The 25,439-nt window shown below is 67.4% G+C and carries 13 protein-coding genes, 1 tRNA gene and 3 rRNA genes; 15 read left to right on the forward strand and 2 right to left on the reverse strand.

Translation table 11 applies throughout. From position 1 onward, the window contains the following. Positions 1 to 376: 376 nt before the first annotated feature. The 5 genes from B1H19_RS29335 to B1H19_RS29355 all read left to right on the forward strand — a co-directional run bounded on the left by B1H19_RS29335 (position 377) and on the right by B1H19_RS29355 (position 6,472). A 16S ribosomal RNA gene (locus B1H19_RS29335) occupies positions 377 to 1,905 on the forward strand. Positions 1,906 to 2,209: 304 nt separating this feature from the next. Further along, a 23S ribosomal RNA gene (locus tag B1H19_RS29340) occupies positions 2,210 to 5,332 on the forward strand. A 76-nt stretch (positions 5,333 to 5,408) separates the two neighbouring features. Beyond that, a 5S ribosomal RNA gene (rrf, locus tag B1H19_RS29345) occupies positions 5,409 to 5,525 on the forward strand. Together the 16S, 23S and 5S rRNA genes form the textbook arrangement of a ribosomal RNA operon. 114 nt (positions 5,526 to 5,639) lie before the next feature. Further along, positions 5,640 to 6,317 carry a DegT/DnrJ/EryC1/StrS family aminotransferase gene (locus B1H19_RS29350; RefSeq protein WP_083107735.1) on the forward strand — a complete coding sequence of 226 codons (678 nt, stop codon included), beginning with the start codon at positions 5,640 to 5,642 and terminating at the stop codon, positions 6,315 to 6,317. Positions 6,318 to 6,399: 82 nt separating this feature from the next. Further along, a tRNA-Thr gene (locus B1H19_RS29355) sits at positions 6,400 to 6,472 on the forward strand. A 63-nt stretch (positions 6,473 to 6,535) separates the two neighbouring features. Here B1H19_RS29355 and B1H19_RS29360 read toward each other — a convergent pair. After that, entirely contained in the window at positions 6,536 to 9,181 is a 2,646-nt protein-coding gene (locus B1H19_RS29360; RefSeq protein WP_083107736.1) for a SpoIIE family protein phosphatase, read from the reverse strand. A 434-nt stretch (positions 9,182 to 9,615) separates the two neighbouring features. Between B1H19_RS29360 and B1H19_RS29365 the strand changes: the two genes are divergently transcribed. The 10 genes from B1H19_RS29365 (at position 9,616) to B1H19_RS29410 (ending at position 24,522) form a co-directional block, all read left to right on the forward strand. Continuing rightward, entirely contained in the window at positions 9,616 to 15,126 is a 5,511-nt protein-coding gene (locus B1H19_RS29365; RefSeq protein ID WP_083107737.1) for a HAMP domain-containing protein, read from the forward strand. A 255-nt stretch (positions 15,127 to 15,381) separates the two neighbouring features. Continuing rightward, entirely contained in the window at positions 15,382 to 16,038 is a 657-nt protein-coding gene (locus tag B1H19_RS29370; protein WP_083107738.1) for a response regulator, read from the forward strand. 113 nt (positions 16,039 to 16,151) lie between these two features. Next, the gene (locus tag B1H19_RS29375; RefSeq protein WP_083107739.1) at positions 16,152 to 18,941 is read left to right on the forward strand and encodes a DNA translocase FtsK; all 2,790 of its coding nucleotides are present in this window, start codon (positions 16,152 to 16,154) and stop codon (positions 18,939 to 18,941) included. A gap of 222 nt (positions 18,942 to 19,163) precedes the next feature. Beyond that, positions 19,164 to 19,976 carry a helix-turn-helix domain-containing protein gene (locus tag B1H19_RS29380; RefSeq protein WP_083107740.1) on the forward strand — a complete coding sequence of 271 codons (813 nt, stop codon included), beginning with the start codon at positions 19,164 to 19,166 and terminating at the stop codon, positions 19,974 to 19,976. Between the two features lie 103 nt (positions 19,977 to 20,079). After that, a complete protein-coding gene (rimO, locus tag B1H19_RS29385) occupies positions 20,080 to 21,603 on the forward strand; it encodes a 30S ribosomal protein S12 methylthiotransferase RimO (protein ID WP_083107741.1) in 1,524 nt (507 codons plus the stop codon). Next, positions 21,600 to 22,262 (forward strand): CDP-diacylglycerol--glycerol-3-phosphate 3-phosphatidyltransferase, encoded by a 663-nt coding sequence (pgsA, locus tag B1H19_RS29390; protein ID WP_083107742.1) that lies wholly within the window; start codon positions 21,600 to 21,602, stop codon positions 22,260 to 22,262. The genes rimO and pgsA overlap by 4 nt, the downstream gene beginning before the upstream one ends. Further along, a complete protein-coding gene (locus tag B1H19_RS29395) occupies positions 22,259 to 22,795 on the forward strand; it encodes a CinA family protein (RefSeq protein ID WP_083107743.1) in 537 nt (178 codons plus the stop codon). The genes pgsA and B1H19_RS29395 overlap by 4 nt, the downstream gene beginning before the upstream one ends. Positions 22,796 to 22,889: 94 nt before the next feature. Beyond that, positions 22,890 to 23,273, forward strand: coding sequence for a helix-turn-helix domain-containing protein (locus B1H19_RS29400; RefSeq protein WP_046925688.1), 384 nt, complete (start codon positions 22,890 to 22,892; stop codon positions 23,271 to 23,273). 259 nt (positions 23,274 to 23,532) lie between these two features. Further along, entirely contained in the window at positions 23,533 to 24,003 is a 471-nt protein-coding gene (locus B1H19_RS29405) for a Dps family protein (RefSeq protein WP_083107744.1), read from the forward strand. Positions 24,004 to 24,198: 195 nt separating this feature from the next. Continuing rightward, positions 24,199 to 24,522, forward strand: coding sequence for a hypothetical protein (locus B1H19_RS29410; RefSeq protein ID WP_083107745.1), 324 nt, complete (start codon positions 24,199 to 24,201; stop codon positions 24,520 to 24,522). 48 nt (positions 24,523 to 24,570) lie between these two features. Here B1H19_RS29410 and B1H19_RS29415 read toward each other — a convergent pair whose 3' ends face one another. Then, positions 24,571 to 25,377, reverse strand: a complete 807-nt coding sequence (locus tag B1H19_RS29415) for a DNA-formamidopyrimidine glycosylase family protein (RefSeq protein WP_083107746.1) — start codon at positions 25,375 to 25,377, stop codon at positions 24,571 to 24,573. Positions 25,378 to 25,439 lie beyond the last annotated feature (62 nt).

Genomic DNA, 25,439 nt, shown 5'->3' on the forward strand with positions numbered 1-25,439 from the left:
GGGGGCCGGAGACGGAAACGGATCTGGTAAGGTTGGAAAAGTGGAAAGGGTCGAAAGCCCGGACCGCACCGGCGAAAATCGGAGCCGAAAGGATCTGATAGAGTCGGAAACGCAAGACCGAAGGGAAGCGCCCGGAGATCCTGGTGAAACAGGAACAAAGGAAGCGTCCGTTCCTTGAGAACTCAACAGCGTGCCAAAAGTCAACGCCAGATATGTTGATACCCCGTCTCCAGCATCAGCTGGGACGAGGTTCCTTTGAAAGTCCTGCCGACACGATGTGCCGGTAGGCAATACACAGCGAGGACGCTGTGAACCGTGGGGACTATTCCTCCTCCGGTTCCGCTCAACGCGAGTGTCACCCGATTACGGGTAAACATTCACGGAGAGTTTGATCCTGGCTCAGGACGAACGCTGGCGGCGTGCTTAACACATGCAAGTCGAACGATGAACCTCTTTCGGGAGGGGATTAGTGGCGAACGGGTGAGTAACACGTGGGCAATCTGCCCTTCACTCTGGGACAAGCCCTGGAAACGGGGTCTAATACCGGATACGACACGGGATCGCATGGTCTCCGTGTGGAAAGCTCCGGCGGTGAAGGATGAGCCCGCGGCCTATCAGCTTGTTGGTGGGGTGATGGCCTACCAAGGCGACGACGGGTAGCCGGCCTGAGAGGGCGACCGGCCACACTGGGACTGAGACACGGCCCAGACTCCTACGGGAGGCAGCAGTGGGGAATATTGCACAATGGGCGAAAGCCTGATGCAGCGACGCCGCGTGAGGGATGACGGCCTTCGGGTTGTAAACCTCTTTCAGCAGGGAAGAAGCGAGAGTGACGGTACCTGCAGAAGAAGCGCCGGCTAACTACGTGCCAGCAGCCGCGGTAATACGTAGGGCGCAAGCGTTGTCCGGAATTATTGGGCGTAAAGAGCTCGTAGGCGGCTTGTCGCGTCGGATGTGAAAGCCCGGGGCTTAACCCCGGGTCTGCATTCGATACGGGCAGGCTAGAGTTCGGTAGGGGAGATCGGAATTCCTGGTGTAGCGGTGAAATGCGCAGATATCAGGAGGAACACCGGTGGCGAAGGCGGATCTCTGGGCCGATACTGACGCTGAGGAGCGAAAGCGTGGGGAGCGAACAGGATTAGATACCCTGGTAGTCCACGCCGTAAACGTTGGGAACTAGGTGTGGGCGACATTCCACGTCGTCCGTGCCGCAGCTAACGCATTAAGTTCCCCGCCTGGGGAGTACGGCCGCAAGGCTAAAACTCAAAGGAATTGACGGGGGCCCGCACAAGCAGCGGAGCATGTGGCTTAATTCGACGCAACGCGAAGAACCTTACCAAGGCTTGACATACACCGGAAAGCGCTAGAGATAGTGCCCCCCTTGTGGTCGGTGTACAGGTGGTGCATGGCTGTCGTCAGCTCGTGTCGTGAGATGTTGGGTTAAGTCCCGCAACGAGCGCAACCCTTGTTCTGTGTTGCCAGCATGCCTTTCGGGGTGATGGGGACTCACAGGAGACTGCCGGGGTCAACTCGGAGGAAGGTGGGGACGACGTCAAGTCATCATGCCCCTTATGTCTTGGGCTGCACACGTGCTACAATGGCCGGTACAATGAGCTGCGATACCGCGAGGTGGAGCGAATCTCAAAAAGCCGGTCTCAGTTCGGATTGGGGTCTGCAACTCGACCCCATGAAGTCGGAGTTGCTAGTAATCGCAGATCAGCATTGCTGCGGTGAATACGTTCCCGGGCCTTGTACACACCGCCCGTCACGTCACGAAAGTCGGTAACACCCGAAGCCGGTGGCCCAACCCCTTGTGGGAGGGAATCGTCGAAGGTGGGACTGGCGATTGGGACGAAGTCGTAACAAGGTAGCCGTACCGGAAGGTGCGGCTGGATCACCTCCTTTCTAAGGAGCATCTAGGCGGCCGTAAGGCTGTCCAGAGCCACTACGTCGGCGAATGTTCGACGGTGGTTAGCTCATGGGTGGAACGTTGACTACTCGGCACATTGGGTTGTTGATCGTTAGTACTGCTTCGGCGTGGAACGCGGTTGGTCAATCTGGTGGGTCGGGCACGCTGTTGGGTATCTGAGGGTGCGGACCGTATGGTCTGAACCTTCGCGATGCCGGCCCCGGTGAAAGTCTGCTTCGGCAGGGTGTGACGGGTGGCTGGTCGTTGCTTGAGAACTGCACAGTGGACGCGAGCATCTGTGGCCAAGTTTTTAAGGGCGCACGGTGGATGCCTTGGCACCAGGAACCGATGAAGGACGTGGGAGGCCGCGATAGGCCCCGGGGAGCTGTCAACCGAGCTTTGATCCGGGGGTGTCCGAATGGGGAAACCCGGCAGTCGTCATGGGCTGTCACCCGCTGCTGAACACATAGGCAGTGTGGAGGGAACGCGGGGAAGTGAAACATCTCAGTACCCGCAGGAAGAGAAAACAACCGTGATTCCGGGAGTAGTGGCGAGCGAAACCGGATGAGGCCAAACCAGTCACGTGTGATACCCGGCAGGGGTTGCGTGGTTGGGGTTGTGGGATCTCTTTTCTGCAGTCTGCCGGCTGTGGGACGAGTCAGAAACCGTTGATGTAGGCGAAGGACATGCGAAAGGTCCGGCGTAGAGGGTAAGACCCCCGTAGCTGAAACATCAGCGGCTCGTTTAAGAGACACCCAAGTAGCACGGGGCCCGAGAAATCCCGTGTGAATCTGGCGGGACCACCCGTTAAGCCTAAATATTCCCTGGTGACCGATAGCGGATAGTACCGTGAGGGAATGGTGAAAAGTACCGCGGGAGCGGAGTGAAATAGTACCTGAAACCGTGTGCCTACAAGCCGTGGGAGCGTCGCGTTGAATCTTCGGATTCAACGTCGTGACTGCGTGCCTTTTGAAGAATGAGCCTGCGAGTTTGCGGTATGTTGCGAGGTTAACCCGTGTGGGGTAGCCGTAGCGAAAGCGAGTCCGAAGAGGGCGTTGAGTAGCGTGCCCAAGACCCGAAGCGGAGTGATCTAGCCATGGGCAGGTTGAAGCGGAGGTAAGACTTCGTGGAGGACCGAACCCACCAGGGTTGAAAACCTGGGGGATGACCTGTGGTTAGGGGTGAAAGGCCAATCAAACTCCGTGATAGCTGGTTCTCCCCGAAATGCATTTAGGTGCAGCGTCGTGTGTTTCTTGCCGGAGGTAGAGCACTGGATAGGCGATGGGCCCTACCGGGTTACTGACCTTAGCCAAACTCCGAATGCCGGTAAGTGAGAGCGCGGCAGTGAGACTGTGGGGGATAAGCTCCATGGTCGAGAGGGAAACAGCCCAGAGCATCGACTAAGGCCCCTAAGCGTGTGCTAAGTGGGAAAGGATGTGGAGTCGCAGAGACAACCAGGAGGTTGGCTTAGAAGCAGCCACCCTTGAAAGAGTGCGTAATAGCTCACTGGTCAAGTGATTCCGCGCCGACAATGTAGCGGGGCTCAAGCACACCGCCGAAGTCGTGTCATTGCGATATTACCCCCAACGGGGATCGTGATGGGTAGGGGAGCGTCGTGTGCCGGGTGAAGCAGCCGTGGAAGCGAGTTGTGGACGGTTCACGAGTGAGAATGCAGGCATGAGTAGCGATACAAGAGTGGGAAACTCTTGCGCCGATTGACTAAGGGTTCCTGGGTCAAGCTGATCTGCCCAGGGTAAGTCGGGACCTAAGGCGAGGCCGACAGGCGTAGTCGATGGACAACCGGTTGATATTCCGGTACCCGCTTTGAAACGCCCAATACTGAGCCCATTAATGCTAAGGCCGTGAAGCCGCCCTGATCTCTTCGGAGTTGAGGGGAGTGGTGGAGCCGCTGACCCAAGGTGGTAGTAGGTAAGTGATGGGGTGACGCAGGAAGGTAGTCCAGCCCGGGCGGTGGTTGTCCCGGGGTAAGGGTGTAGGCCGTGTGGTAGGCAAATCCGTCACACGTTAAGGCTGAGACCTGATGCCGAGCCGATTGTGGTGAAGTGGATGATCCTATGCTGTCGAGAAAAGCCTCTAGCGAGTTTCATGGCGGCCCGTACCCTAAACCGACTCAGGTGGTCAGGTAGAGAATACCGAGGCGTTCGGGTGAACTATGGTTAAGGAACTCGGCAAAATGCCCCCGTAACTTCGGGAGAAGGGGGGCCATTGCTGGTGAGGGGTCTTGCATCCTGAGCTGGTGGTGGCCGCAGAGACCAGCGAGAAGCGACTGTTTACTAAAAACACAGGTCCGTGCGAAGCCGTAAGGCGATGTATACGGACTGACGCCTGCCCGGTGCTGGAACGTTAAGGGGACCGGTTAGTCACATTTCGGTGTGGCGAAGCTGAGAACTTAAGCGCCAGTAAACGGCGGTGGTAACTATAACCATCCTAAGGTAGCGAAATTCCTTGTCGGGTAAGTTCCGACCTGCACGAATGGCGTAACGACTTCTCGACTGTCTCAACCATAGGCCCGGTGAAATTGCATTACGAGTAAAGATGCTCGTTTCGCGCAGCAGGACGGAAAGACCCCGGGACCTTTACTATAGCTTGATATTGGTGTTCGGTTCGGCTTGTGTAGGATAGGTGGGAGACTGTGAAGCATCAACGCCAGTTGGTGTGGAGTCATTGTTGAAATACCACTCTGGTCGTGCTGGATGTCTAACCTGGGTCCGTGATCCGGATCAGGGACAGTGTCTGGTGGGTAGTTTAACTGGGGCGGTTGCCTCCTAAAGGGTAACGGAGGCGCCCAAAGGTTCCCTCAGCCTGGTTGGCAATCAGGTGTTGAGTGTAAGTGCACAAGGGAGCTTGACTGTGAGACTGACGGGTCGAGCAGGTACGAAAGTAGGGACTAGTGATCCGGCGGTGGCTTGTGGAAGCGCCGTCGCTCAACGGATAAAAGGTACCCCGGGGATAACAGGCTGATCTTCCCCAAGAGTCCATATCGACGGGATGGTTTGGCACCTCGATGTCGGCTCGTCGCATCCTGGGGCTGGAGTCGGTCCCAAGGGTTGGGCTGTTCGCCCATTAAAGCGGTACGCGAGCTGGGTTTAGAACGTCGTGAGACAGTTCGGTCCCTATCCGCTGTGCGCGTAGGAGTCTTGAGAAGGGCTGTCCCTAGTACGAGAGGACCGGGACGGACGAACCTCTGGTGTGCCAGTTGTCCTGCCAAGGGCATGGCTGGTTGGCTACGTTCGGAAAGGATAACCGCTGAAAGCATCTAAGCGGGAAGCCTGCTTCGAGATGAGGGCTCCCTCCCACTTGATGGGGTAAGGCTCCCAGTAGACGACTGGGTTGATAGGCCAGATATGGAAGCGCCGTAAGGTGTGGAGTTGACTGGTACTAATAGGCCGAGGGCTTGTCCTCAGTTGCTCGCGTCCACTGTGTAGGTTCTGAAGTAACGACTGTTGAGTCATGCTCCGGTTGGTTAACTTCATAGTGTTTCGGTGGTCATTGCGTTAGGGAAACGCCCGGTTACATTCCGAACCCGGAAGCTAAGCCTTTCAGCGCCGATGGTACTGCAGGGGGGACCCTGTGGGAGAGTAGGACGCCGCCGAACAATTCTTCAGCTCCGGCTCCTGGACCTCTGGTTCAGGAGCCGGAGCTTTTTTGTTCTGATTATCAGGTGGGAGGCGTAACGTATCGTTCACCTCGCGTCGCCAGGATCCGCCTCATGGGGACAGCTGGAACGCTCAAGTCCGCCGGTGTACGTGCTGGTGACGAGGTCGTGGTGCCGGCCTACGGAAACGCCGAGGTGGCGCATGCCGTGGCGCAGCTGGGTGCTGTGCCGGTGTACGCCGATGTGGATGCCGAGAGTTACTGCCTCGATCCGGCCGCGGTGGCCGATGTGGTGACCAGCCGGACGGCTGCCGTGGTGGCCATACACCGCTTCGGGCGGCAGGCCGACGCGGGATGGATTCGCGAAATCGGGCAGCGGCGCGGGGTGTTGGTCCTGGTCGAGGACGAGCCCGGGGCGCGGTCGGAGGGTGTGGAGCGGCGGCGGGCGCTGGCGACGTATCTGGACGGTCGGCTCAATGGCGTCGGGACGCCGGTGCCGGCGGCCGGACACACCTATGAGCAATATGTGGTGCGGGTCCCGGGGAATGGTCGGCCCGACCGGGATGCCTTTGCACGGGCCTTGCGGGGCAAGGGAGTTGCCTGCACGGTTCCCGTGCAGGCGCCGGTGTATCGGATGCCCGGATTGCGGCGGGATGTGTTTTTGCCGCAGACGGAGCGGGCGGTTGACGAGACATTGGCGCTGCCGTTGCGGGTGGATATGCCGCGGCGGGATGTGCAGAAGATGGTGCATGCCTGTAATGCGCTGGGGGGACTACTCGAACCGGCCTTTTAGCCGTGGCGGTAGGCGGGTGACGGAGCGGTTCGGAGTGGTTCGGAGCGCTGTGGAGATCAGGTAGTATTCTTTCTGTCGCTGCGCCCCAATAGCTCAGTCGGCAGAGCGTCTCCATGGTAAGGAGAAGGTCTACGGTTCGATTCCGTATTGGGGCTCTGGTAAGAGAAAGGCCCCCGCCATTCGGCGGGGGCCTTTTTCGTGCGTGCGCGTAACTCTCGTCAGCCCGCGGGGATTTCGGGGACGCGCATGGCGAGGATGGCCATGTCGTCGGAGGCCGGTTCGGCGGCGAAGCGTTCGACGGCACGCAGGATGCGGGCGGCGACGGCGCCGGCGGTCAGGCCCGTACAGGTCGTCAGAACATCGGTGAGTCCGTCGTCGCCGAGCATGCGGGTGCCCTCGCGGCGTTCGGTGACGCCGTCGGTGACGCACAGCAGGACGTCGCCGGGGTCGAGGGTGACGGTCTGTTCGTAGAGTTCGAGGTCGTCCATGACGCCGAGAAGGGGCTGGGGTTCGGCGGCCGGTTCGACGGTGCCGTCCTGGCGGAGGCGGAGCGGGAGGGGGTGGCCGGCGCAGACGACCTTGAGGAGGGCGCTGCCGTCGGGCTGGGGCCACAGCTCGCCGTAAAGGAGCGTCAGGAAACGGCTGCGGGCGCCCTCGTCGAGGATGGCGGCGTTCAGCCGCTCCAGGACGGCGGGGCCGCCGAAGCCCTCGCGGGCCAGCAGGCGCAGGGCGTGGCGGGCCAGGCCCGTGACCGCGGCGGCTTCCGGGCCCGTACCGCAGACGTCGCCGATGGCGAAGCCGTAGGCGCCGTCGCGGATGGGGAAGAGGTCGTAGAAGTCGCCGCCGACCTCGTTGCCCTCGCCGGCCGCGCGGTAGATGACCTCGACCTCGACGCCGGGGATGTCGGGCAGTGGCTCCGGGGGGAGCAGGCTGCGCTGGAGGGACTGGCTGATGGCCGTGCGCTCGGAGTAGAGGCGGGCGTTGTCCAGGGCGAGGGCGGCGCGTCGGGAGAGGTCCTCGGCCAGTTCGAGGATCTCCTGGCGGAAGTGTTCCTCGGCGGGTTTGCCGAGGGTGAGCATGCCGATGACGCGGTTACGGGCGACGAGGGGGAGGACGACGGTCTCGCCGCCGACGGCGGAGGCGGTGGCCAGGGTGGCGCCGGGACCCGTGGAGGGGCGGGCGGCGTGGCCCAGGCCCAGGCTGCGCATGGAGGTGCGCAGCGCGGCGTCGTGGGCGGCGTCGCCGGGGGCCGTCCATACGCGGGCGCCGGGGGTGGTGACCGGCTCGGGCGGGTCGACCTTCAGCAGGAGGGTCTTGAGGCCGTCGATCCGGTCCTCGTCCTCGTGTAGGACGTAGGAGAGCTCGGGCTCGGATGCCTGGTCGGCGACGGTGTAGACGGCGCACCAGGTGGCGAGCGTCGGGACCGTCATCTGAGCCATCAGGGCCAGCGTCTGGTCGCGGTCGAGGGTGCCGGCGAGCAGGTCGGAGGCCTCGACGAGGAAGGAGAGGGAGCCGCGGCGGAGCTTTTCCAGCTCGGTCAGCCGGGCGCGTTCGACGGCGAGGGCGATGCGGTCGGCGGCGAACTGGAGGCGAAGGGCCTCTTCGTTCGTATAGCGGCCGGGGCCTTCCGCGGCGACGCCGAGGGACCCGGTCAGCCGGCCCTCGACCTTGAGGGGGACGGTGACGACGGAGCGCATGCCCGTCCCGCTGAGCAGGGGTACGGCGCCGGGGACGGCGGTGAGGTCCTCGTGGACGGCGGGCATCCGGGCGGAGCCGTAGCGTCCGGATCCGGCCTCGACGGGGACGCGGGCGAAGCGCTGGCGGGCGGAGGGCAGGCCCGTGGAGGCGCGGACCTCCAGTTCGGTCTCGTCGTCGGTGGCCAGCAGGAGGTAGGCGGCATCGCCGTCGAGCATGTCGCGGGCGCGTTCGACCGTGCGCTGGAGGAGGCCGTCGAGGTCGTCGGGGGCCGGGGAGCCGATGAAGACCTCGAACGGGTCGGAGGGGTGAACCGCCGACCGGGCGGTCTGTGTGGCGGCGTCCGGGGCGGGGGTGCGCTGGGGGCTCTGGAGGATGGCGCGCTCGTGGTCGCGCACCAGGAGGCAGACGGTGGAGGCATCGCCGTCGGCATCGCGGACCCGCAGGTGGGAGGCGTATACGGGCAGGACGCGGCCGTCGGCGCCCCGGATGCCGTAGGAGCCTTCCCAGCGGGAGAGCTCCAGGGCCTCGGCGATGCCGGTGCCGGTGCCGGGCGTGTGCGGCCAGGCGGCGAAGTCGGTGATGGGCTTGCCGATGACCTTCTCCTGCTCGTAGCCGAAGAGGTCCTGGGCGTCGTCGTTCCAGAAGCTGATGCAGCCGGCGCGGTCGATCTGGACGACGGCGACGCGGACGCGGGTGTCGGTGGCGGGGAGGGCGTCCACCGGGAGGGCGGGGCCGGCGGAGCGGGTGCCGGCCGGGCGCTCGGGCAGCTCCAGCTGGAACCAGACGTGTTTTTGTGCCGCGGTGTACTCCACACCCCAGCGGGAGGCCAGCGCGCCGCACAGCAGCAGGCCGCGGCCGCCCTCGCGGTCGGGGTGGACCATGGTCTGGCCGGCGTTCTGGAGCGGGATCTCGCGTTCGGGGTAGCGGTCGGCGACGGAGATGCGGACGCCGCCGTCGGTGCGCAGACACAGCACATCGGCGGCGGTGCCGGCGTGCACCACGGCGTTGGTGACCAGTTCGCTGGTCAGCACGACGGCGTCGTCGACGATGTCGCCGCAGCCCCAGCCCTGGAGGGTGTCCCGGACGAACGCACGGGCAGTGGCGACCGAGCGCCCGACCGGCTCGAAGGTGGCGGCGGCCCGCGCGGTGATCACAGCACTCCCCATTGGTTCTTCGTCGCTCCCCCGAGTCCTGTGCCCATTTCTCGTGGTGTCGATGCGCAAGCCAGGCTAGACGGTCCGGTCGGGTGCTGGGAACGAAGGCGTGCTTTTTGGGAGCAGATGCACTCCGGCGGTCATGCTTCATCCCTCATGAGGAATCCGCGTGCGGAATGGGGCGGCCGCGGAGTCACGGTCGGATTGTCGCGGGGCCGTATTGCAGTGGCCCGGCGCCGTCGTGGCGGCTTCCGGTGCGGATCACGGAGGGGCCTGGAGGCGGCCCAGGAGCTGTGTGAGGGTGAAACCTGCCCGTGAGCTTCAACGAATCTCCATCGATGTGGTTACGTTTCGACTCCTTGTCGCCTCGGTGCGGCGGGGTGAAACACTGGGCACGTACCAAGAGAAAGCCCGGAGAAAACGGTCGACCCTGCGGGAGGGACACGGTGGAGTCTGGCGCAGCGACGCGCGGTGCAAGCGCTCGTGCGAAAGGCGGACGATCCCGGAACAACGGGACGACCGAGGTGGATACGGCTGCCCTGAACCGGCTGTTGGTCGCTCTGGTCGCCATGCGGGACGGGAATTTCCGCAAGCGGCTGACGGTTTCCGGCGAAGGCGTCATGTCGGAAATCGCCGCGGTCTTCAACGAGGTCGCGGACCGCAATCTGCATCTGACCGGTGAGCTGGCCCGGGTACGCAGAGTGGTCGGACGGGAGGGGAAGCTCACCGAACGGCTGGAGGTCGGCGCGGCCGAGGGTTCCTGGGCGGCGGCCATCGACGCCTCCAACGCCCTGGTGGACGATCTCGTACGGCCGGTCTCCGAGGTGGGACGGGTGCTCTCGGCGGTGTCCGAGGGGGATCTGGAACAGCGGATGGATCTGCGCTCGCGCAGTTCGGACAGCTCGTCGGAGCATCCGCTGCGCGGCGAGTTCCTGAAGGTCGGGCGGACCGTCAACGGGCTGGTCGACCAGCTGTCCGCGTTCACCGACGAGGTCACCAGGGTGGCCAGCGAGGTCGGTACCGAGGGCAAGCTCGGCGGGCAGGCGCGGGTGCGCGGAATGTCGGGTTCGTGGAAGGACCTGACGGAATCCGTCAACACGATGGCCTCCCGGCTCACCGCGCAGGTGCGTGACATTGCGCTGGTGACCACCGCGGTCGCCAAGGGTGATCTGTCGCGCAAGGTGACGGTGCATGTCGCCGGCGAGATGCTCGAGCTGAAGAACACCGTGAACACCATGGTGGACCAGCTCTCCTCGTTCGCCTCCGAGGTGACCCGGGTCGCCCGCGAGGTCGGTACGGAGGGTGAGCTCGGCGGCCAGGCGCAGGTGCCCGGTGTGGCCGGGGTGTGGAAGGACCTGACGGATTCGGTCAACCTCATGGCCGGCAACCTGACGGCCCAGGTGCGCGGGATCGCCCAGGTCACCACCGCCGTGGCGAACGGCGATCTGTCGCAGAAGGTGACGGTCAGCGCACGTGGTGAGGTCGCGCAGCTCGCCGACACCATCAACACCATGACCGAGACGCTGCGGACCTTCGCGGACGAAGTGACGCGGGTGGCGAACGAGGTCGGGGCCGAGGGGCAGCTCGGCGGCCAGGCGCAGGTGCCGGGCGCGGCGGGGACGTGGAAGGACCTCACCGACTCGGTGAACAACGCCTTCCGCAATCTGACCGGTCAGGTGCGGGACATCGCGCAGGTGACGACGGCGGTCGCCAACGGTGACCTGTCGCAGAAGGTCACCGTCGATGTGGCCGGTGAAATGCTGGAGTTGAAGAACACCGTCAACACGATGGTGGACCAGCTCTCGGCGTTCGGTTCCGAAGTCACCCGGGTGGCGCGGGAGATCGGTGTCGAGGGTGAGCTGGGCGGCCAGGCGGCGGTGCCGGGCGCGGCCGGTACGTGGAAGGACCTCACGGACTCCGTGAACACCGCCTTCCGCAACCTGACCGGTCAGGTGCGCAATATCGCGCAGGTGACGACGGCGGTCGCCAACGGTGACCTGTCGCAGAAGGTCACCGTGGACGTCTCCGGTGAGATGCTCCAGCTGAAGAACACCGTGAACACCATGGTGGATCAGCTGTCCTCGTTCGCCGACCAGGTCACGCGGATGGCCAGGGACGTGGGCACCGAGGGCAGGCTGGGCGGTCAGGCCCGGGTGGACGGCGTCAGCGGTACCTGGAAGGAACTGACCGACTCCGTCAACTTCATGGCGGGGAACCTGACTTCGCAGGTGCGGCAGATCGCGCAGGTGACGACGGCGGTGGCGCGCGGCGATCTGTCGCAGAAGATCGACGTCGATGCGCGCGGCGAGATCCTGGAGCTGAAGAGCACCATCAACACGATGGTCGACCAGCTCTCCGCGTTCGCCGAGCAGGTCACCCGGGTCGCCCGGGAGGTCGGTACGGACGGGCGGCTGGGCGGTCAGGCGCAGGTGCCGGGCGTCGCGGGTGTCTGGCGGGATCTGACCGATTCGGTGAACGGCATGGCCGGCAACCTGACGGCCCAGGTCCGTAACATCGCGCAGGTCGCGACCGCGGTGGCGCGCGGTGACCTCTCGCAGAAGATCGATGTGGACGCCCGGGGCGAGATCCTGGAGCTGAAGAACACCCTCAACACGATGGTCGACCAGCTGTCCTCCTTCGCCGAGCAGGTCACGCGGGTGGCCCGTGAGGTGGGGACCGAGGGCATCCTGGGCGGCCAGGCCGAGGTGCAGGGCGTCAGCGGGACGTGGAAGGACCTCACCCAGTCCGTCAACTTCATGGCGAACAACCTGACCTCGCAGGTGCGCAACATCGGCGAGGTGACGACGGCGGTCGCCCGCGGCGATCTGTCGAAGAAGATCACCGTCGATGCGAAGGGCGAGATCCTCGAACTCGTCACGACCGTGAACACCATGGTCGACCAGCTGTCGCTGTTCGCGGAGCAGGTCACCCGGGTCGCCCGTGAGGTGGGTACGGAAGGCCAGCTGGGCGGCCAGGCACGGGTTCCGGGCGTCACCGGCATCTGGAAGGACCTCAGCGACAACGTCAACCTGATGGCCAACAACCTGACCATCCAGGTGCGCAACATCTCCCAGGTCTCGGCGGCGGTGGCCAACGGCGATCTGACGAAGAAGGTCACGGTCGAGGCGCGCGGCGAGGTCGCGCAGCTGGCCGACACGGTCAACACCATGGTCACCACGCTGTCGTCGTTCGCCGACGAGGTCACGCGAGTGGCCCGTGAGGTGGGCACCGACGGCATCCTGGGCGGCCAGGCCCGCGTCCCCGGTGTCGCCGGTACGTGGAAGGACCTGACCGAGTCCGTGAACTCGATGGCCAACAACCTCACCGGCCAGGTCCGCAACATCGCGATGGTCACCACCGCGGTCGCCAAGGGCGATCTGACCAAGAAGATCGACGTGGACGCGCGGGGCGAGATCCTGGCGCTGAAGACCACCATCAACACCATGGTCGACCAGCTGTCGTCCTTCGCCGAGCAGGTCACCCGGGTGGCCCGCGAGGTGGGTACGGAGGGCCAGCTGGGCGGTCAGGCGCAGGTGCGCGGCGTGGCCGGCACCTGGAAGGACCTCACAGAGTCGGTGAACGAGATGGCGGGCAACCTGACCCGCCAGGTCCGGGCGATCGCCGCCGTCGCCGCCGCGGTGACCCTGGGCGATCACAACGTCCGTATCGATGTGGACGCGGCCGGCGAGATCCTGGAGCTCCAGGACAACGTCAACACCATGATCTCCACGCTGCGCGAGACCACTCTCGCCAACGAGGAACAGGACTGGCTCAAGGGCAACCTGGCCCGGATCTCCGGCCTGATGCAGGGCCGGCGCGACCTCAAGGACGTCGCCACCCTCATCATGAGCGAGCTGTCGCCCGCGGTCTCCGCGCAGCACGGCGCGTTCTTCCTCGCGGCGCAGCCGGACAGCCGGGAGATCGGGGCGGACGGCGGTGAGCCGGGCGCGTACGAGCTGCGGCTGATGGGCTCGTACGGCTACTCCATGGGCGGGATGCCGACGACGTTCAAGCCGGGCGAGACGCTGATCGGCACCGCGGCGGAGGAGGGGCGCACGATCCTGGTGGAGAACGTCCCCTCCGGGTATCTCAAGATCGCCTCGGGGCTGGGGGAGGCGCCGCCGGCGAATGTGATCGTGCTGCCGGTGCTCTTCGAGGACAAGGTGCTCGGGGTGATCGAGCTGGCGTCCTTCCAGCCGTTCACCCAGATCCAGAAGGACTTCCTCAGCCAGATCGCCGAGATGATCGCCACCAGCGTCAACACCATCTCGGTCAACACCAAGACCGAGGTGCTGCTCAAGCAGTCGCAGGAGCTGACCGAGCAGCTGCGGGAGCGCTCGGCGGAGCTGGAGAGCCGGCAGAAGGCGCTGGAGCTGTCCAACTCGGAGCTGGAGGAGAAGGCCGAGCAGCTGCGGGCGCAGAACCGCGACATCGAGGTGAAGAACACCGAGATCGAAGAAGCGCGGCAGGTCCTGGAGGAGCGCGCCGAACAGCTCGCGGTCTCCATGCGCTACAAGTCGGAGTTCCTGGCGAACATGTCGCACGAGCTGCGCACCCCGCTGAACTCCCTGCTGATTCTGGCCAAGTTGCTGGCCGACAACGCCGAGGGGAATCTCTCCCCGAAGCAGGTCGAATTCGCCGAAACGATCCATGGCGCCGGTTCCGACCTGCTCCAGCTGATCAACGACATCCTCGATCTGTCGAAGGTCGAGGCGGGCAAGATGGATGTCAGCCCGACACGGATCGCGCTGGTCCAGCTCGTCGACTATGTCGAGGCCACCTTCCGGCCGCTGACCGCGGAAAAGGGACTGGACTTCTCCGTCCGGGTCTCCCCGGAGCTGCCGGCCACGCTGCACACCGACGAGCAGCGCCTTCTCCAGGTGCTGCGCAATCTGCTGTCCAACGCGGTGAAGTTCACCGACAGCGGTGCCGTGGAGCTGGTGATCCGGCCGGCCGGTGCGGACGTCCCCGTGGCCATCCGTGAGCAGCTGCTGGAGCACGGTTCGCTGCGGGATCCGGACGCCGAGATGATCGCGTTCTCGGTGACCGACACCGGTATCGGTATCGCGTCCACCAAGATGAGGGTCATCTTCGAGGCGTTCAAGCAGGCGGACGGCACGACCAGCCGCAAGTACGGCGGTACGGGCCTGGGCCTGTCCATCAGCCGGGAGATCGCCCGGCTGCTGGGCGGCGAGATCCACGCCCAGAGCGAGCCGGGCCGCGGCTCCACCTTCACCCTCTATCTGCCGCACAACCCCGGCGGGCTGCCGCCGCAGGGCTATCCGCAGCTGGTGGCCGGCGGGCTGGCGATGGACGCGGAGGCGCGCGAGGTGGAGGTCGGGCGACAGCTGGAGCACGAGACGTCGCGGGACGAGGAGACCTCCTCCAGCCTCAACCGGCGTCGCCGGCGCGGACTTTCGGCCGGTGCGCGGCGCTTCGCACTGCCCGGCGGCCAGCCCGCGTCCGCCCCGCCGCAGCAGACGCCGCGCCAGCCCGCGGAGCCGACCACCCAGCAGCAGGCGGAGGAGCCCTGGCTCGGCAACGGCCAGGATCTGGTGGAGCCGGCCTTCGGCGGCGGATTCCACGGCGAAAAGGTATTGATCGTCGACGACGACATCCGTAACGTCTTCGCACTCACCAGTGTCCTGGAGCAGCACGGCCTGTCGGTGCTGTACGCCGAGAACGGCCGGGAGGGCATCGAGGTGCTGGAGCAGCACGACGATATCGTGCTGGTGCTGATGGACATCATGATGCCGGAGATGGACGGTTATGCCACGACCGCGGCGATCCGCCGGATGCCGCAGTTCGCGGGGCTGCCCATCATCGCGCTCACCGCGAAGGCGATGAAGGGCGACCGGGAGAAGAGCATCGACTCGGGGGCCTCCGACTACGTGACGAAGCCGGTGGATACCGATCATCTGTTGTCGGTCATGGAGCAATGGATGCGCGCGAGGTGAGGGTGCGTCCAGTATGGAGCCGAAAGAGGATCATCGCGTGCTGACTCACTGTTGCCGCGGACGTGTGGACGCACGATATTCGGGGAACCTTCTCGTCTCTCGCTGCGTTTCCGCTACGTGCACAGTGACATCGCGGTGACAGGGTGTGGCGATAGGCGGGGTGCAGCTACCATGACCGGCACAAGAACGGGCGACGTGACGGAGTCGTCCCCTGGGGCGGCGTCCGGTTCCATGCCGGGGCGAGGAGGACGGGCCATGGTGCAGAAGGCCAAGATCCTCCTGGTCGATGACCGGCCGGAGAATCTGCTGGCGCTGGAGGCGATCCTCTCTGCGCTCGATCAGACGCTGGTACGGGCATCGTCCGGGGAGGAAGCGCTCAAAGCACTGCTCACCGACGACTTCGCGGTGATTCTGCTCGATGTGCAGATGCCGGGAATGGACGGCTTCGAGACCGCCGCGCACATCAAGCGGCGCGAGCGCACCCGTGACATCCCGATCATCTTCCTGACGGCCATCAACCACGGCCCGCACCACACCTTCCGCGGCTATGCGGCCGGCGCGGTCGACTACATCTCCAAGCCGTTCGATCCGTGGGTGCTGCCGGCGAAGGTCTCGGTGTTCGTCGAGCTGTACATGAAGAACTGCCAACTGCGCGAGCAGGCCTCGCTGCTGAGGCTCCAGCTGGAGGGCGGGCGGCAGAGCTCGGAGGCGAAGGAGTCGGCCGGTCTGCTGGCCGAGCTGTCCGCGCGGCTGGCCGCGGTCGAGGAGCAGGCCGAGGCGCTGTCCAAGCAGCTGGACGAGACGGCGGAAGCGGCCGCGGTCGCCACCGCCGCGCATCTGGAGCGCAAACTGAGCGGCCTGCGCCGGGCGCTGGACGCACTGGAGCCGGGGGCGGGCGGCGCATCGGGCTGACCGGCGCCCGGGAGGGGGCGGCTGACGGCCTCTCATGAGGCGGACGTGCGACACGAATGGGTGAAGCGGCGTGCGCTCGTGACACGCTTGCCGACGCCTGTAACCTCGTCGCCATGGCCTCACGTACGTCCGGCAAGGGAACCCAGAGCAAGGCGGGATCCTCCAGGCAGCGCGCCGGACAGTCGTCGGGCGCCGCGAGGAAGCCCGCCGCCAAGAAGACCGCTGCGAAGCAGCCGCCCTCCGGCAAGAGGGCGTCCGCCGGGAAGCCGCCGGCGAAGAAGGCCGCGGCCGCGAAGAAGGCACCGGCGAAGAAGGCGCCCGCCAAGAAGGCCGCCGCGCCCAGGCCCGCCCCGTCGCCCACCGGCGGTGTCTACCGCCTCGCGCGGACCTGCTGGCTCGGGGCGGCGCACGGCATCGGCGCGGTCTTCCGCCACTTCGGCCGGGGCGCGAAGAACCTCGATCCGGCGCACCGCAAGGACGGCCTGGCGCTGCTGCTGCTCGGCCTGGGGTTGGTGATCGCGGCCGGCACCTGGTCCAGCCTGAGCGGCCCGGTCGGCGATCTCGTCGAGCTGCTGATCACCGGCGCCTTCGGCCGGCTGGATCTGGTCGTGCCGATACTGCTCGGCGTGATCGCCATACGGCTGATGCGCCATCCCGAGCAGCCGGAAGCCAACGGCCGGATCGTCATCGGGCTGTCCGCGCTGGTCGTCGGCGTCCTCGGGCAGGTCGCGATGGCCTGCGGTTCGCCGGGGCGGGGCGACGGCTTCGCGGCGATACAGGACGCCGGCGGCTATGTCGGCTGGGCCGCGTCCAAGCCGCTGATCTTCACCGTGGGGCAGACCCTGGCGGTGGCGCTGCTGGTGCTGCTGACCGTCTTCGGGCTGCTGGTGGTCACCGCGACCCCGGTCAACGCCATCCCGCAGCGGCTGCGGGCGATGGGCCTGCGGCTGGGCGTGCTGCACCCGGTGGAGCCCGAGGACGACGAGGAGTACGCCGAGGAGTGGCGCGAACACCCGGCCCGCCCGGCGCGCCGCGGCGCCGCCGGGGAGCCGGACGACTACGAGGAAGAGGCGCTGGCCAAGCGGCGCCGCCCCCGCCGGGCCGGTGCGGCGTCCGCCCCGGACCGGCCGATGGACGCGGTGGACGTGGCCGCCGCGGCCGCCGCCGCACTGGACGGCGCGGTGCTGCACGGCGTCCACCCCTCGCCGCTGGTCGCCGGGCTCAGCAGCGGGATCTCCGGGGAGCAGCGGGAGCGGGAGGACAGCGCGGTGCAGAGCGGCTCGGTGCCGCCGGCCCGCGAGGCCGGAGTGCCCGCCACGGCGGCCCCGTCCGACCCGCCCGCCTCCTCCGTACCGGACTTCACCAAACCCGCGCCGGAGCCGGCCGGCGAGCTGCCGCCGCGCGCCGAGCAGCTCCAGCTGTCCGGCGACATCACCTACTCCCTGCCGTCCCTGGACCTGCTCTCGCGCGGCGGCCCCGGCAAGACCCGCAGCGCCGCCAACGACGCGATAGTGGCTTCGCTGACCAACGTCTTCCAGGAGTTCAAGGTCGACGCGGCGGTCACCGGCTTCACCCGGGGCCCGACGGTCACCCGCTACGAGGTCGAGCTGGGCCCGGCGGTCAAGGTCGAGAAGATCACCGCGCTGGCCAAGAACATCGCCTACGCGGTGGCCAGCCCCGATGTCCGCATCATCAGCCCCATCCCGGGCAAGTCCGCGGTCGGTATCGAGATCCCCAACACCGACCGCGAGATGGTCAACCTCGGCGATGTGCTGCGGCTGGCCGACGCCGCCGGGGACGAGCACCCGATGCTGGTGGCGCTCGGCAAGGACGTCGAAGGCGGCTATGTCATGGCGAACATGACGAAGATGCCGCACGTCCTGGTGGCCGGCGCCACCGGCTCGGGCAAGTCGTCGTGCATCAACTGCCTGATCACCTCGGTCATGCTGCGCGCCACCCCGGAGGACGTCCGGATGGTGCTGGTGGACCCCAAGCGCGTCGAGCTGACCGCCTACGAGGGCATTCCGCACCTGATCACGCCGATCATCACCAACCCCAAGCGGGCCGCCGAGGCGCTCCAGTGGGTGGTGCGCGAGATGGACCTGCGCTACGACGACCTCGCGGCATATGGCTTCCGGCATATCGACGACTTCAACGAGGCGGTGCGCGAGGGCCGGGTCAGCGCACCCGAGGGCAGCGAGCGGGAGCTGGCGCCGTACCCGTATCTGCTGGTGATCGTCGACGAGCTGGCGGACCTGATGATGGTGGCGCCCCGCGACGTCGAGGACTCGATCGTCCGCATCACCCAGCTCGCCCGCGCGGCCGGAATCCATCTGGTGCTGGCCACCCAGCGCCCGTCCGTCGATGTGGTGACGGGCCTGATCAAGGCCAATGTGCCCTCCCGCCTCGCCTTCGCCACCTCCTCGCTCGCCGACAGCCGGGTCATCCTCGACCAGCCGGGTGCCGAGAAGCTGATCGGCAAGGGCGACGGGCTGTTCCTGCCGATGGGCGCGAACAAGCCGGTCCGGATGCAGGGCGCGTTCGTCACCGAGGCCGAGGTCGCGGCCGTCGTGCAGCACTGCAAGGACCAGATGGCGCCGGTCTTCCGCGACGACGTCACGGTGGGCGGCAAGCAGAAGAAGGAGATCGACGAGGACATCGGCGACGACCTGGATCTGCTGTGCCAGGCCGCCGAGCTGGTGGTTTCCACCCAGTTCGGATCGACCTCGATGCTCCAGCGCAAGCTGCGGGTGGGCTTCGCCAAGGCCGGACGGCTGATGGATCTGATGGAATCGCGCGGCATCGTCGGGCCCAGCGAGGGATCCAAGGCACGGGATGTCATGGTGAAGCCGGATGAATTGGACGGAGTGCTCTCGGTCATCCGGGGGGAGGCTACCCAGTAGCACACTCGTCCGGGTCACTCGTACGTGAGAGAAAGCAACCGTTTCTCCTGCTGATACGTCAAGTTGAGGGAGGTGCGGGAATGATGGCCCATCATGGCGTCCGCGGCACCCCGCACGGCGTTCCGATGGCGTACAAACTCCGCTCTCCCGCTTGCCCGACCCTTTCGCTCCACCCCTAGACTGAACCTCCAGCAGGTGGCTACACGCTCGAAAGGCGCCCCCGTGTCCATCGGCAACTCTCCAGAAGACGGCCGGCCTTCCGTCGGTCGAGCCCTCCAGCAGGCCCGTAACGGAGCAGGACTGACCGTTGAACAGGTCAGTGCGACCACACGGGTGCGCATCCCGATCGTGCAGGCGATCGAACAGGACGACTTCTCGCGCTGCGGCGGCGACGTCTATGCGCGGGGACACATCCGTACGTTCGCGCGCGCCGTCGATCTCGATCCCGAACCGCTGATCATCCAGTTCGACGCCGACCACGGCGGCCGCGACGAGCCGGCCGTCACCACGCCGCTCTTCGAGGCCGAACGGATCCGCCCCGAGCCGCGCCGCCCCAACTGGACCGCCGCGATGGTCGCGGCGATCGTCGCCGTCGTCGGATTCGTCGGCTTCACGCTGTTCAGCGGCGGTTCCCAGGGTGGGGACGGGCAGGTCTCGGCCGGCGGCACGACCAACGCCGAGAAGAAGCCCGCACCGGCGCCGAACACCACCCGTCCCACCGTCCGGCCCCCGGCCCCCGCCCCGTCCGACAGCGCGATCGCCGGACTGCCCAAGGACAAGGTCACGATCAAGGTGACCGCTCGTGACGGCCAGACCTGGGTCTCGGCCAAGGACGCCAGCGGCCGGCTCCTCCAGGACGGCCTGCTCAAGAAGGGTCAGTCCAAGACCTTCCAGGACAAAAAGCGCATCGACCTCGTCCTGGGCAATGCCGGCGCCGTACAGCTGTACGTCAACGGCAAGGAGGTCAAGCACGTCGGCGATGAGGGTTCCGTGGAGCGGCTGAGCTACACCCCCGGAGATCCCCAGGCAGGCTGAGCGGGGCCGCAAGGCCGCTTCCGCCGCCGGTTCCGGGCGTCCGGGACCGGTGGCACAGACCTGCGCGCCATGACTGTCGGCGGGACGAAGTAGGCTGAGCTCTATGCCCGAACGCCGTACCGTCGCCCTCGTCACCCTTGGCTGCGCCCGTAACGAGGTGGACTCGGAGGAGCTCGCAGGCCGCTTGGCAGCGGACGGCTGGGAGCTCGTCGAGGAAGCCGCCGACGCGGATGTCGCCGTCGTCAACACCTGCGGATTCGTCGAGGCCGCGAAGAAGGACTCCGTCGACGCCCTGCTGGAAGCCAACGATCTCAAGGCCGCGTCTTCCGAAGGGCGGGGCGGCCGGACCCAGGCCGTCGTCGCCGTCGGCTGCATGGCCGAGCGCTACGGCAAGGAGCTCGCCGAGGCCCTGCCGGAGGCCGACGGCGTGCTCGGCTTCGACGACTACGCCGATATCTCCGACCGCCTCCAGACCATCCTGAGCGGCGGCGTCCACGCCTCGCACACCCCGCGCGACCGCCGCAAGCTGTTGCCGATCAGCCCGGCCGAGCGCCAGGGAGCCGGGGTCGCGCTGCCCGGCCACGCCCAGGAAGCGGCCCCCCAGGACACCGCCCCCGAGGACCTCCCCGAGGGTCTCGCGCCCGCCTCCGGGCCACGGGCGCCGCTGCGCCGCAGACTCGGCAGCAGCCCGGTGGCCTCGGTGAAGCTGGCCTCCGGCTGCGACCGCCGCTGCTCGTTCTGCGCCATCCCGTCCTTCCGCGGCTCCTTCGTCTCCCGCCGGCCCTCCGACGTGCTCGGCGAGACCCGCTGGCTGGCCGAGCAGGGCGTCAAGGAGATCATGCTGGTCTCCGAGAACAACACCTCCTACGGCAAGGACCTCGGCGACATCCGCCTGCTGGAGACGCTGCTGCCGGAGCTGGCGGCCGTCGACGGCATCGAGCGGATCCGGGTCAGCTACCTCCAGCCCGCCGAGATGCGCCCGGGGCTGATCGACGTCCTGACCGGTACGGACAAGGTCGCGCCGTACTTCGATCTGTCCTTCCAGCACTCGGCGCCCGGGGTGCTGCGCGCGATGCGGCGCTTCGGCGACACCGACCGCTTCCTCGGCCTGCTGGAGCAGATCCGCGCCAAGGCGCCGCAGGCCGGCGCCCGCTCCAACTTCATCGTCGGCTTCCCGGGCGAGACCGAGAGCGATCTGGCCGAGCTGGAGCGCTTCATCACCGAGGCGCGCCTGGATGCCGTCGGTGTCTTCGGCTACTCCGACGAGGACGGCACCGAGGCCGCCTCGTACGACGACAAGGTCGATCCCGAGGTGGTCGCCGAGCGGCTGGCGCGGATGACCTGGCTCGCCGAGGAGCTCACCTCGCAGCGTGCGGAGGAGCGGGTCGGCGAGACGGTCCGGGTGCTGGTGGACCGGATCGACGACGAGGACGGCGTCGTGGGGCGGGCCGCGCACCAGGCGCCGGAGACCGACGGCCTCACGATCCTCACCGGCGGTCTGGACGGCGCGGACCTCGCTCCCGGTCGTATGGTCGAAGCAAAGGTCGTAGCGAGCGAGGGCGTCGATCTCGTGGCCGAGGTGCTGTCGGTGGACGGTGCCGGGTGTACCGAGGAGGCGGGCAGATGAGCGGAGTCCCGGCTTCCGCCGCCGGCGGACGGACCTGCACTGCGCCGGCCGTCCGGCAGGCCGGGCTGTGGAACATCGCCAACGTCCTGACGATGCTCCGGCTGCTGCTGGTCCCGGCCTTCGTCGTGCTCCTGATGCACGACGGCGGAACGGATCCGGTCTGGCGGGTGTTCGCCTGGGCGGCCTTCGCCGTCGCCATGATCACCGATGTCTTCGACGGGCATCTGGCGCGCACGTACAACCTGGTCACCGACTTCGGCAAGATCGCCGACCCGATCGCGGACAAGGCGATCATGGGTGCGGCGCTGATCTGTCTCTCGGTGCTGGGGGATCTGCCCTGGTGGGTGACGGGTGTGATCCTCTTCCGGGAGCTCGGCATCACGCTGATGCGGTTCTGGGTGATCAAGCACGGGGTGATTCCGGCCAGCCGGGGCGGCAAGATCAAAACGCTGGCCCAGGGCACCGCGGTCGGAATGTACGTCCTGGTGCTCACCGGCCCGCTGGCCACTTTCCGCTGGTGGGTGATGGCGGTGGCCGTCGCGCTGACCGTCGTCACCGGACTCGACTACGTCCGCCAGGCCGTCGTCATGCGCCGGGCGGGACTGGCCAGGGAGCGGGCCGAGCAGGCCGCGGAAACCGGCCGGGAAGCCGCGCGGTGACCGGGCCGGGGTCTGCGGCGGCCGGGGCGCTGGAGGCGCTCGCCGGCCGCGGGCAGAGCCTGGCGGTGGCCGAATCGCTGACCGGCGGCCTGGTGGCGGGCGCGCTGACCGGCGTTCCCGGGGCCTCGCGGGTGCTGCGGGGCTCGGTGACGGCGTATGCGACCGACCTCAAGCGGGATGTGCTGGGGGTGGACGGCGCGCTACTGGCCGCCCGTGGGGCCGTCGACGCCGAGGTCGCCCGGCAGATGGCGAGCGGCGTACGGCGGGTCCTGGGCGCCGACTGGGGCGTGGCGACCACCGGGGTCGCCGGGCCCGATCCCCAGGACGGACAGCCCGTGGGCACCGTCTTCGTGGCGGTCGAGGGGCCGGAGGGCCGCGGCGGGGTGCGCCGGCTGGCGCTGGACGGCGACCGGGACCGCATTCGCATGGATACCGTCCAGGCTGCGCTCGCCCTGTTGTTGAGCGAACTGGCAGAAAACCGTGCGGCACAGGATACGGAACAACGCGGGGGGAATGGATGTTTGCAGCCCTGAGTGAACACGAACTCACGCCCGGCACGGCCAGGGGTCGAGGCGGTACGGTGGGGCGAGAAGGATCCGGATCCGAGGTCCGAGGAGGGAGCCAGCGATGATTCTGCTTCGTCGCCTGCTGGGTGACGTGCTGCGCCGACAGCGTCAGCGCCAGGGCCGCACCCTGCGCGAGGTCTCTTCCTCCGCCCGGGTGTCGCTCGGCTATTTGTCCGAGGTGGAGCGGGGGCAGAAGGAGGCGTCCTCCGAGCTGCTCTCGGCGATCTGTGACGCGCTGGATGTGCGCATGTCAGAGCTGATGCGCGAGGTCAGCGATGAGCTGGCGCTCGCCGAGCTGGCAGCGTCCGCGGCCGCGAGCGACCCGGTACCGGCACCGGTGCGGCCGAAGCTCAATTCGGTGTCCGTCACGTCTCTGGCAGGTGTGCCGGAGGACCGTGTGACGATCAAGTCCCCGGCCGACGTCGTGGATGTCGTCGCGGCCTGACACCCCCGGTGTGTGGATCGTGGATCCACCCCGTTCGTTCTTCCGCGTACGGACGTCCACGACGGTCCGTGCGTCCGCAAAAACCCCGGTCACCAGCGACTGGCCGGGGTTTTGTGCTGTCTGCGCGGCCTGCGGCGGACCCCGGCCGGCCCCCTTCGCCTGCCCCTAAGGTCCCGATCATTTATACGATGGGTGAAAGGGAACAAACGGGGCGTATCTCTGCGGGGCGCAGAAGTCTCGCGCGAACAGGAGTAGCCGGATGTCTGTGGTCAACAGCCCGCTGTCCGACGGCGACCGCACCGTGGTCGGGAAGGCCCTTCAGGGCGCCCTGGTCGACCTGGTGGACCTCTCCCTGATCTCCAAGCAGGTGCACTGGAACGTCGTCGGCCCGCGCTTCCGCTCCGTACACCTCCAGCTGGACGAGGTCGTGGACACCGCCCGCCTCCACGCCGACACCGTCGCCGAACGGGCCTCCGCGATCGGGGTCCCGCCAGACGGGCGGGCCGCGACGGTCGCCAAGACCAGCGGGATCGCCGAAGTCCAGGACGGCTGGATCGACGACGTCGAGGTAGTGCGAACGCTGGTGGCGGCCCTGGCGGCGGTCATCGGGCGGATGCGGGAGCGGATCGCGGTCACCGCGGAGCCCGATCCGGTCAGCCAGGACATCCTCATCGGGCTGACCGCCGAGCTGGAGAAACACCACTGGATGTTCCAGGCGGAGTCGCGGTGAGCGGCGCCGCCCCGGCGCCCTCCGGGGCCCGGGGAGCGGGTGTCATGCGGCCGGAATTCCCGGTTCCGCCGGCGTCCCCGGTCGTCGCGGCGGGTGGGGTCCGGCGTGGCATATCCGGCCGCGCTCCGTGTGCACACCGGTGCGCTCTCCCGTCCGGCCGCAGGCCCCTCTAGCGTCGGGCGAGGGAGGCTAGCGATGGAGTGGCATGACGGTGCGTCCCGCGCGGCGGGCGGCCGGCGTCCCGGGGTCGTACCCGGCCGCCGGATAGCCGGGGCCCTCGGCGGGGCCCTGTGGTGGTGGGCCGCGCTCCGGCTGACGCTGGAGCCGCAGGCGGCCGGGACGGTCGAGGGGGCGGTGGTGATGGGGGGCTGGGGGCTGAGCCTGTTGCCCGTGCACTGTGTGCCCTGGGTGGGCCGGGGGAAAGGTGCGGCGGGGTGGTTGGGGGAGAAGTTCGGGGAGAAGGCCAAGGTGGCGGGGGCGGTGGTCGCCAGGGCGTGGCGGCGACGCCGCGACAACTGACGGGGCATCAACTGTGGGCCGGGGTGCGGGCTGTGGCACATGCCGGCCCTAGGGTGCGGGCTGGCAGACCGGACACCAGTAGGTGACGCGCTCGTCGGCCGACGGGCCCTGGGCTGCGGCGGGTTCCTGGCCGCTGGTGCGTACGGGAGTGCCGCAACGGGGGCAGGGGCGGCCGCCGCGGCCGTAAACCCACAGCCGCCGGTCGGGCCGGGCGCTGGGGGTGGTGATCCGGGCGGGACGGCGCTTGTTGGCCTCCAGGAGCTTCTTGGCGAGTGCCGGGGCGCGTTCCGGGCCGGGCAGCTCGCCGACCGGCAGCCAGGGGGACGCGCGCAGCAGAAAACACAGCTCGGACTTGTAGACATTGCCGATCCCGGCCAGATTCCGCTGGTCGAGCAGGGCGTCGCCCAGGGGGCGCGCCGGGTCGGCGAGCAGGCGGCGCAGGGCCTCGGCCGGGTCCCAGTCGGGGCCGAGGAGATCGGGGCCCAGATGGCCGACGACGCGGGACTCCTCGGCGGTGCGCAGCAGATCGAGGACGGGCAGGCGGTAGCCGACGGCGGTGTGTTCCGCGGTGCCCAGGATGGCGCGGATCTGGTGGGCGGGGCCGCCGCGCCAGCGCTCGTGCGGGCCGTAAATCTTCCAGGCGCCGTCCATCCGTAGATGCGAGTGCAGGGTCAGCCCGCCCTCGATACGGGTGAGGAGGTGCTTGCCCCGGGGGACCACCTCCCGTACCGCGCGGCCGGTCAGATCCACCGTGGCGAGCCGGGGAACGCGCAGGTCGCAGCGGGTCAGCGGGCTGTCGGCCAGGGCGTCGTCCAGCCGCTGGGCCAGACGCCAGACGGTGTCGCCTTCGGGCATGGGACCATCATGCCGCCCGTGCCGGCCACGGCGCCCTCACCCCGCTGCCCTCCCCGGCGCCC

The sequence above is a fragment of the Streptomyces gilvosporeus genome (genome assembly GCF_002082195.1).
In the GTDB taxonomy this organism is placed as follows: Bacteria; Actinomycetota; Actinomycetes; order Streptomycetales; family Streptomycetaceae; genus Streptomyces; species Streptomyces gilvosporeus.

What these genes read in the sequence shown, in the direction of transcription:
- B1H19_RS29400 (WP_046925688.1), top strand. Translation starts at nt 22,890, where the DNA reads ATGATTCTGCTTCGTCGCCTGCTGGGTGACGTGCTGCGCCGACAGCGT.
- B1H19_RS29375 (WP_083107739.1), top strand. Translation starts at nt 16,152, where the DNA reads ATGGCCTCACGTACGTCCGGCAAGGGAACCCAGAGCAAGGCGGGATCC.
- B1H19_RS29350 (WP_083107735.1), top strand. Translation starts at nt 5,640, where the DNA reads ATGGGGACAGCTGGAACGCTCAAGTCCGCCGGTGTACGTGCTGGTGAC.
- pgsA (WP_083107742.1), top strand. Translation starts at nt 21,600, where the DNA reads ATGAGCGGAGTCCCGGCTTCCGCCGCCGGCGGACGGACCTGCACTGCG.
- B1H19_RS29370 (WP_083107738.1), top strand. Translation starts at nt 15,382, where the DNA reads ATGGTGCAGAAGGCCAAGATCCTCCTGGTCGATGACCGGCCGGAGAAT.
- B1H19_RS29415 (WP_083107746.1), bottom strand. Translation starts at nt 25,377, where the DNA reads ATGCCCGAAGGCGACACCGTCTGGCGTCTGGCCCAGCGGCTGGACGAC.
- rimO (WP_083107741.1), top strand. Translation starts at nt 20,080, where the DNA reads ATGCCCGAACGCCGTACCGTCGCCCTCGTCACCCTTGGCTGCGCCCGT.
- B1H19_RS29360 (WP_083107736.1), bottom strand. Translation starts at nt 9,181, where the DNA reads ATGGGGAGTGCTGTGATCACCGCGCGGGCCGCCGCCACCTTCGAGCCG.
- B1H19_RS29410 (WP_083107745.1), top strand. Translation starts at nt 24,199, where the DNA reads ATGGAGTGGCATGACGGTGCGTCCCGCGCGGCGGGCGGCCGGCGTCCC.
- B1H19_RS29405 (WP_083107744.1), top strand. Translation starts at nt 23,533, where the DNA reads ATGTCTGTGGTCAACAGCCCGCTGTCCGACGGCGACCGCACCGTGGTC.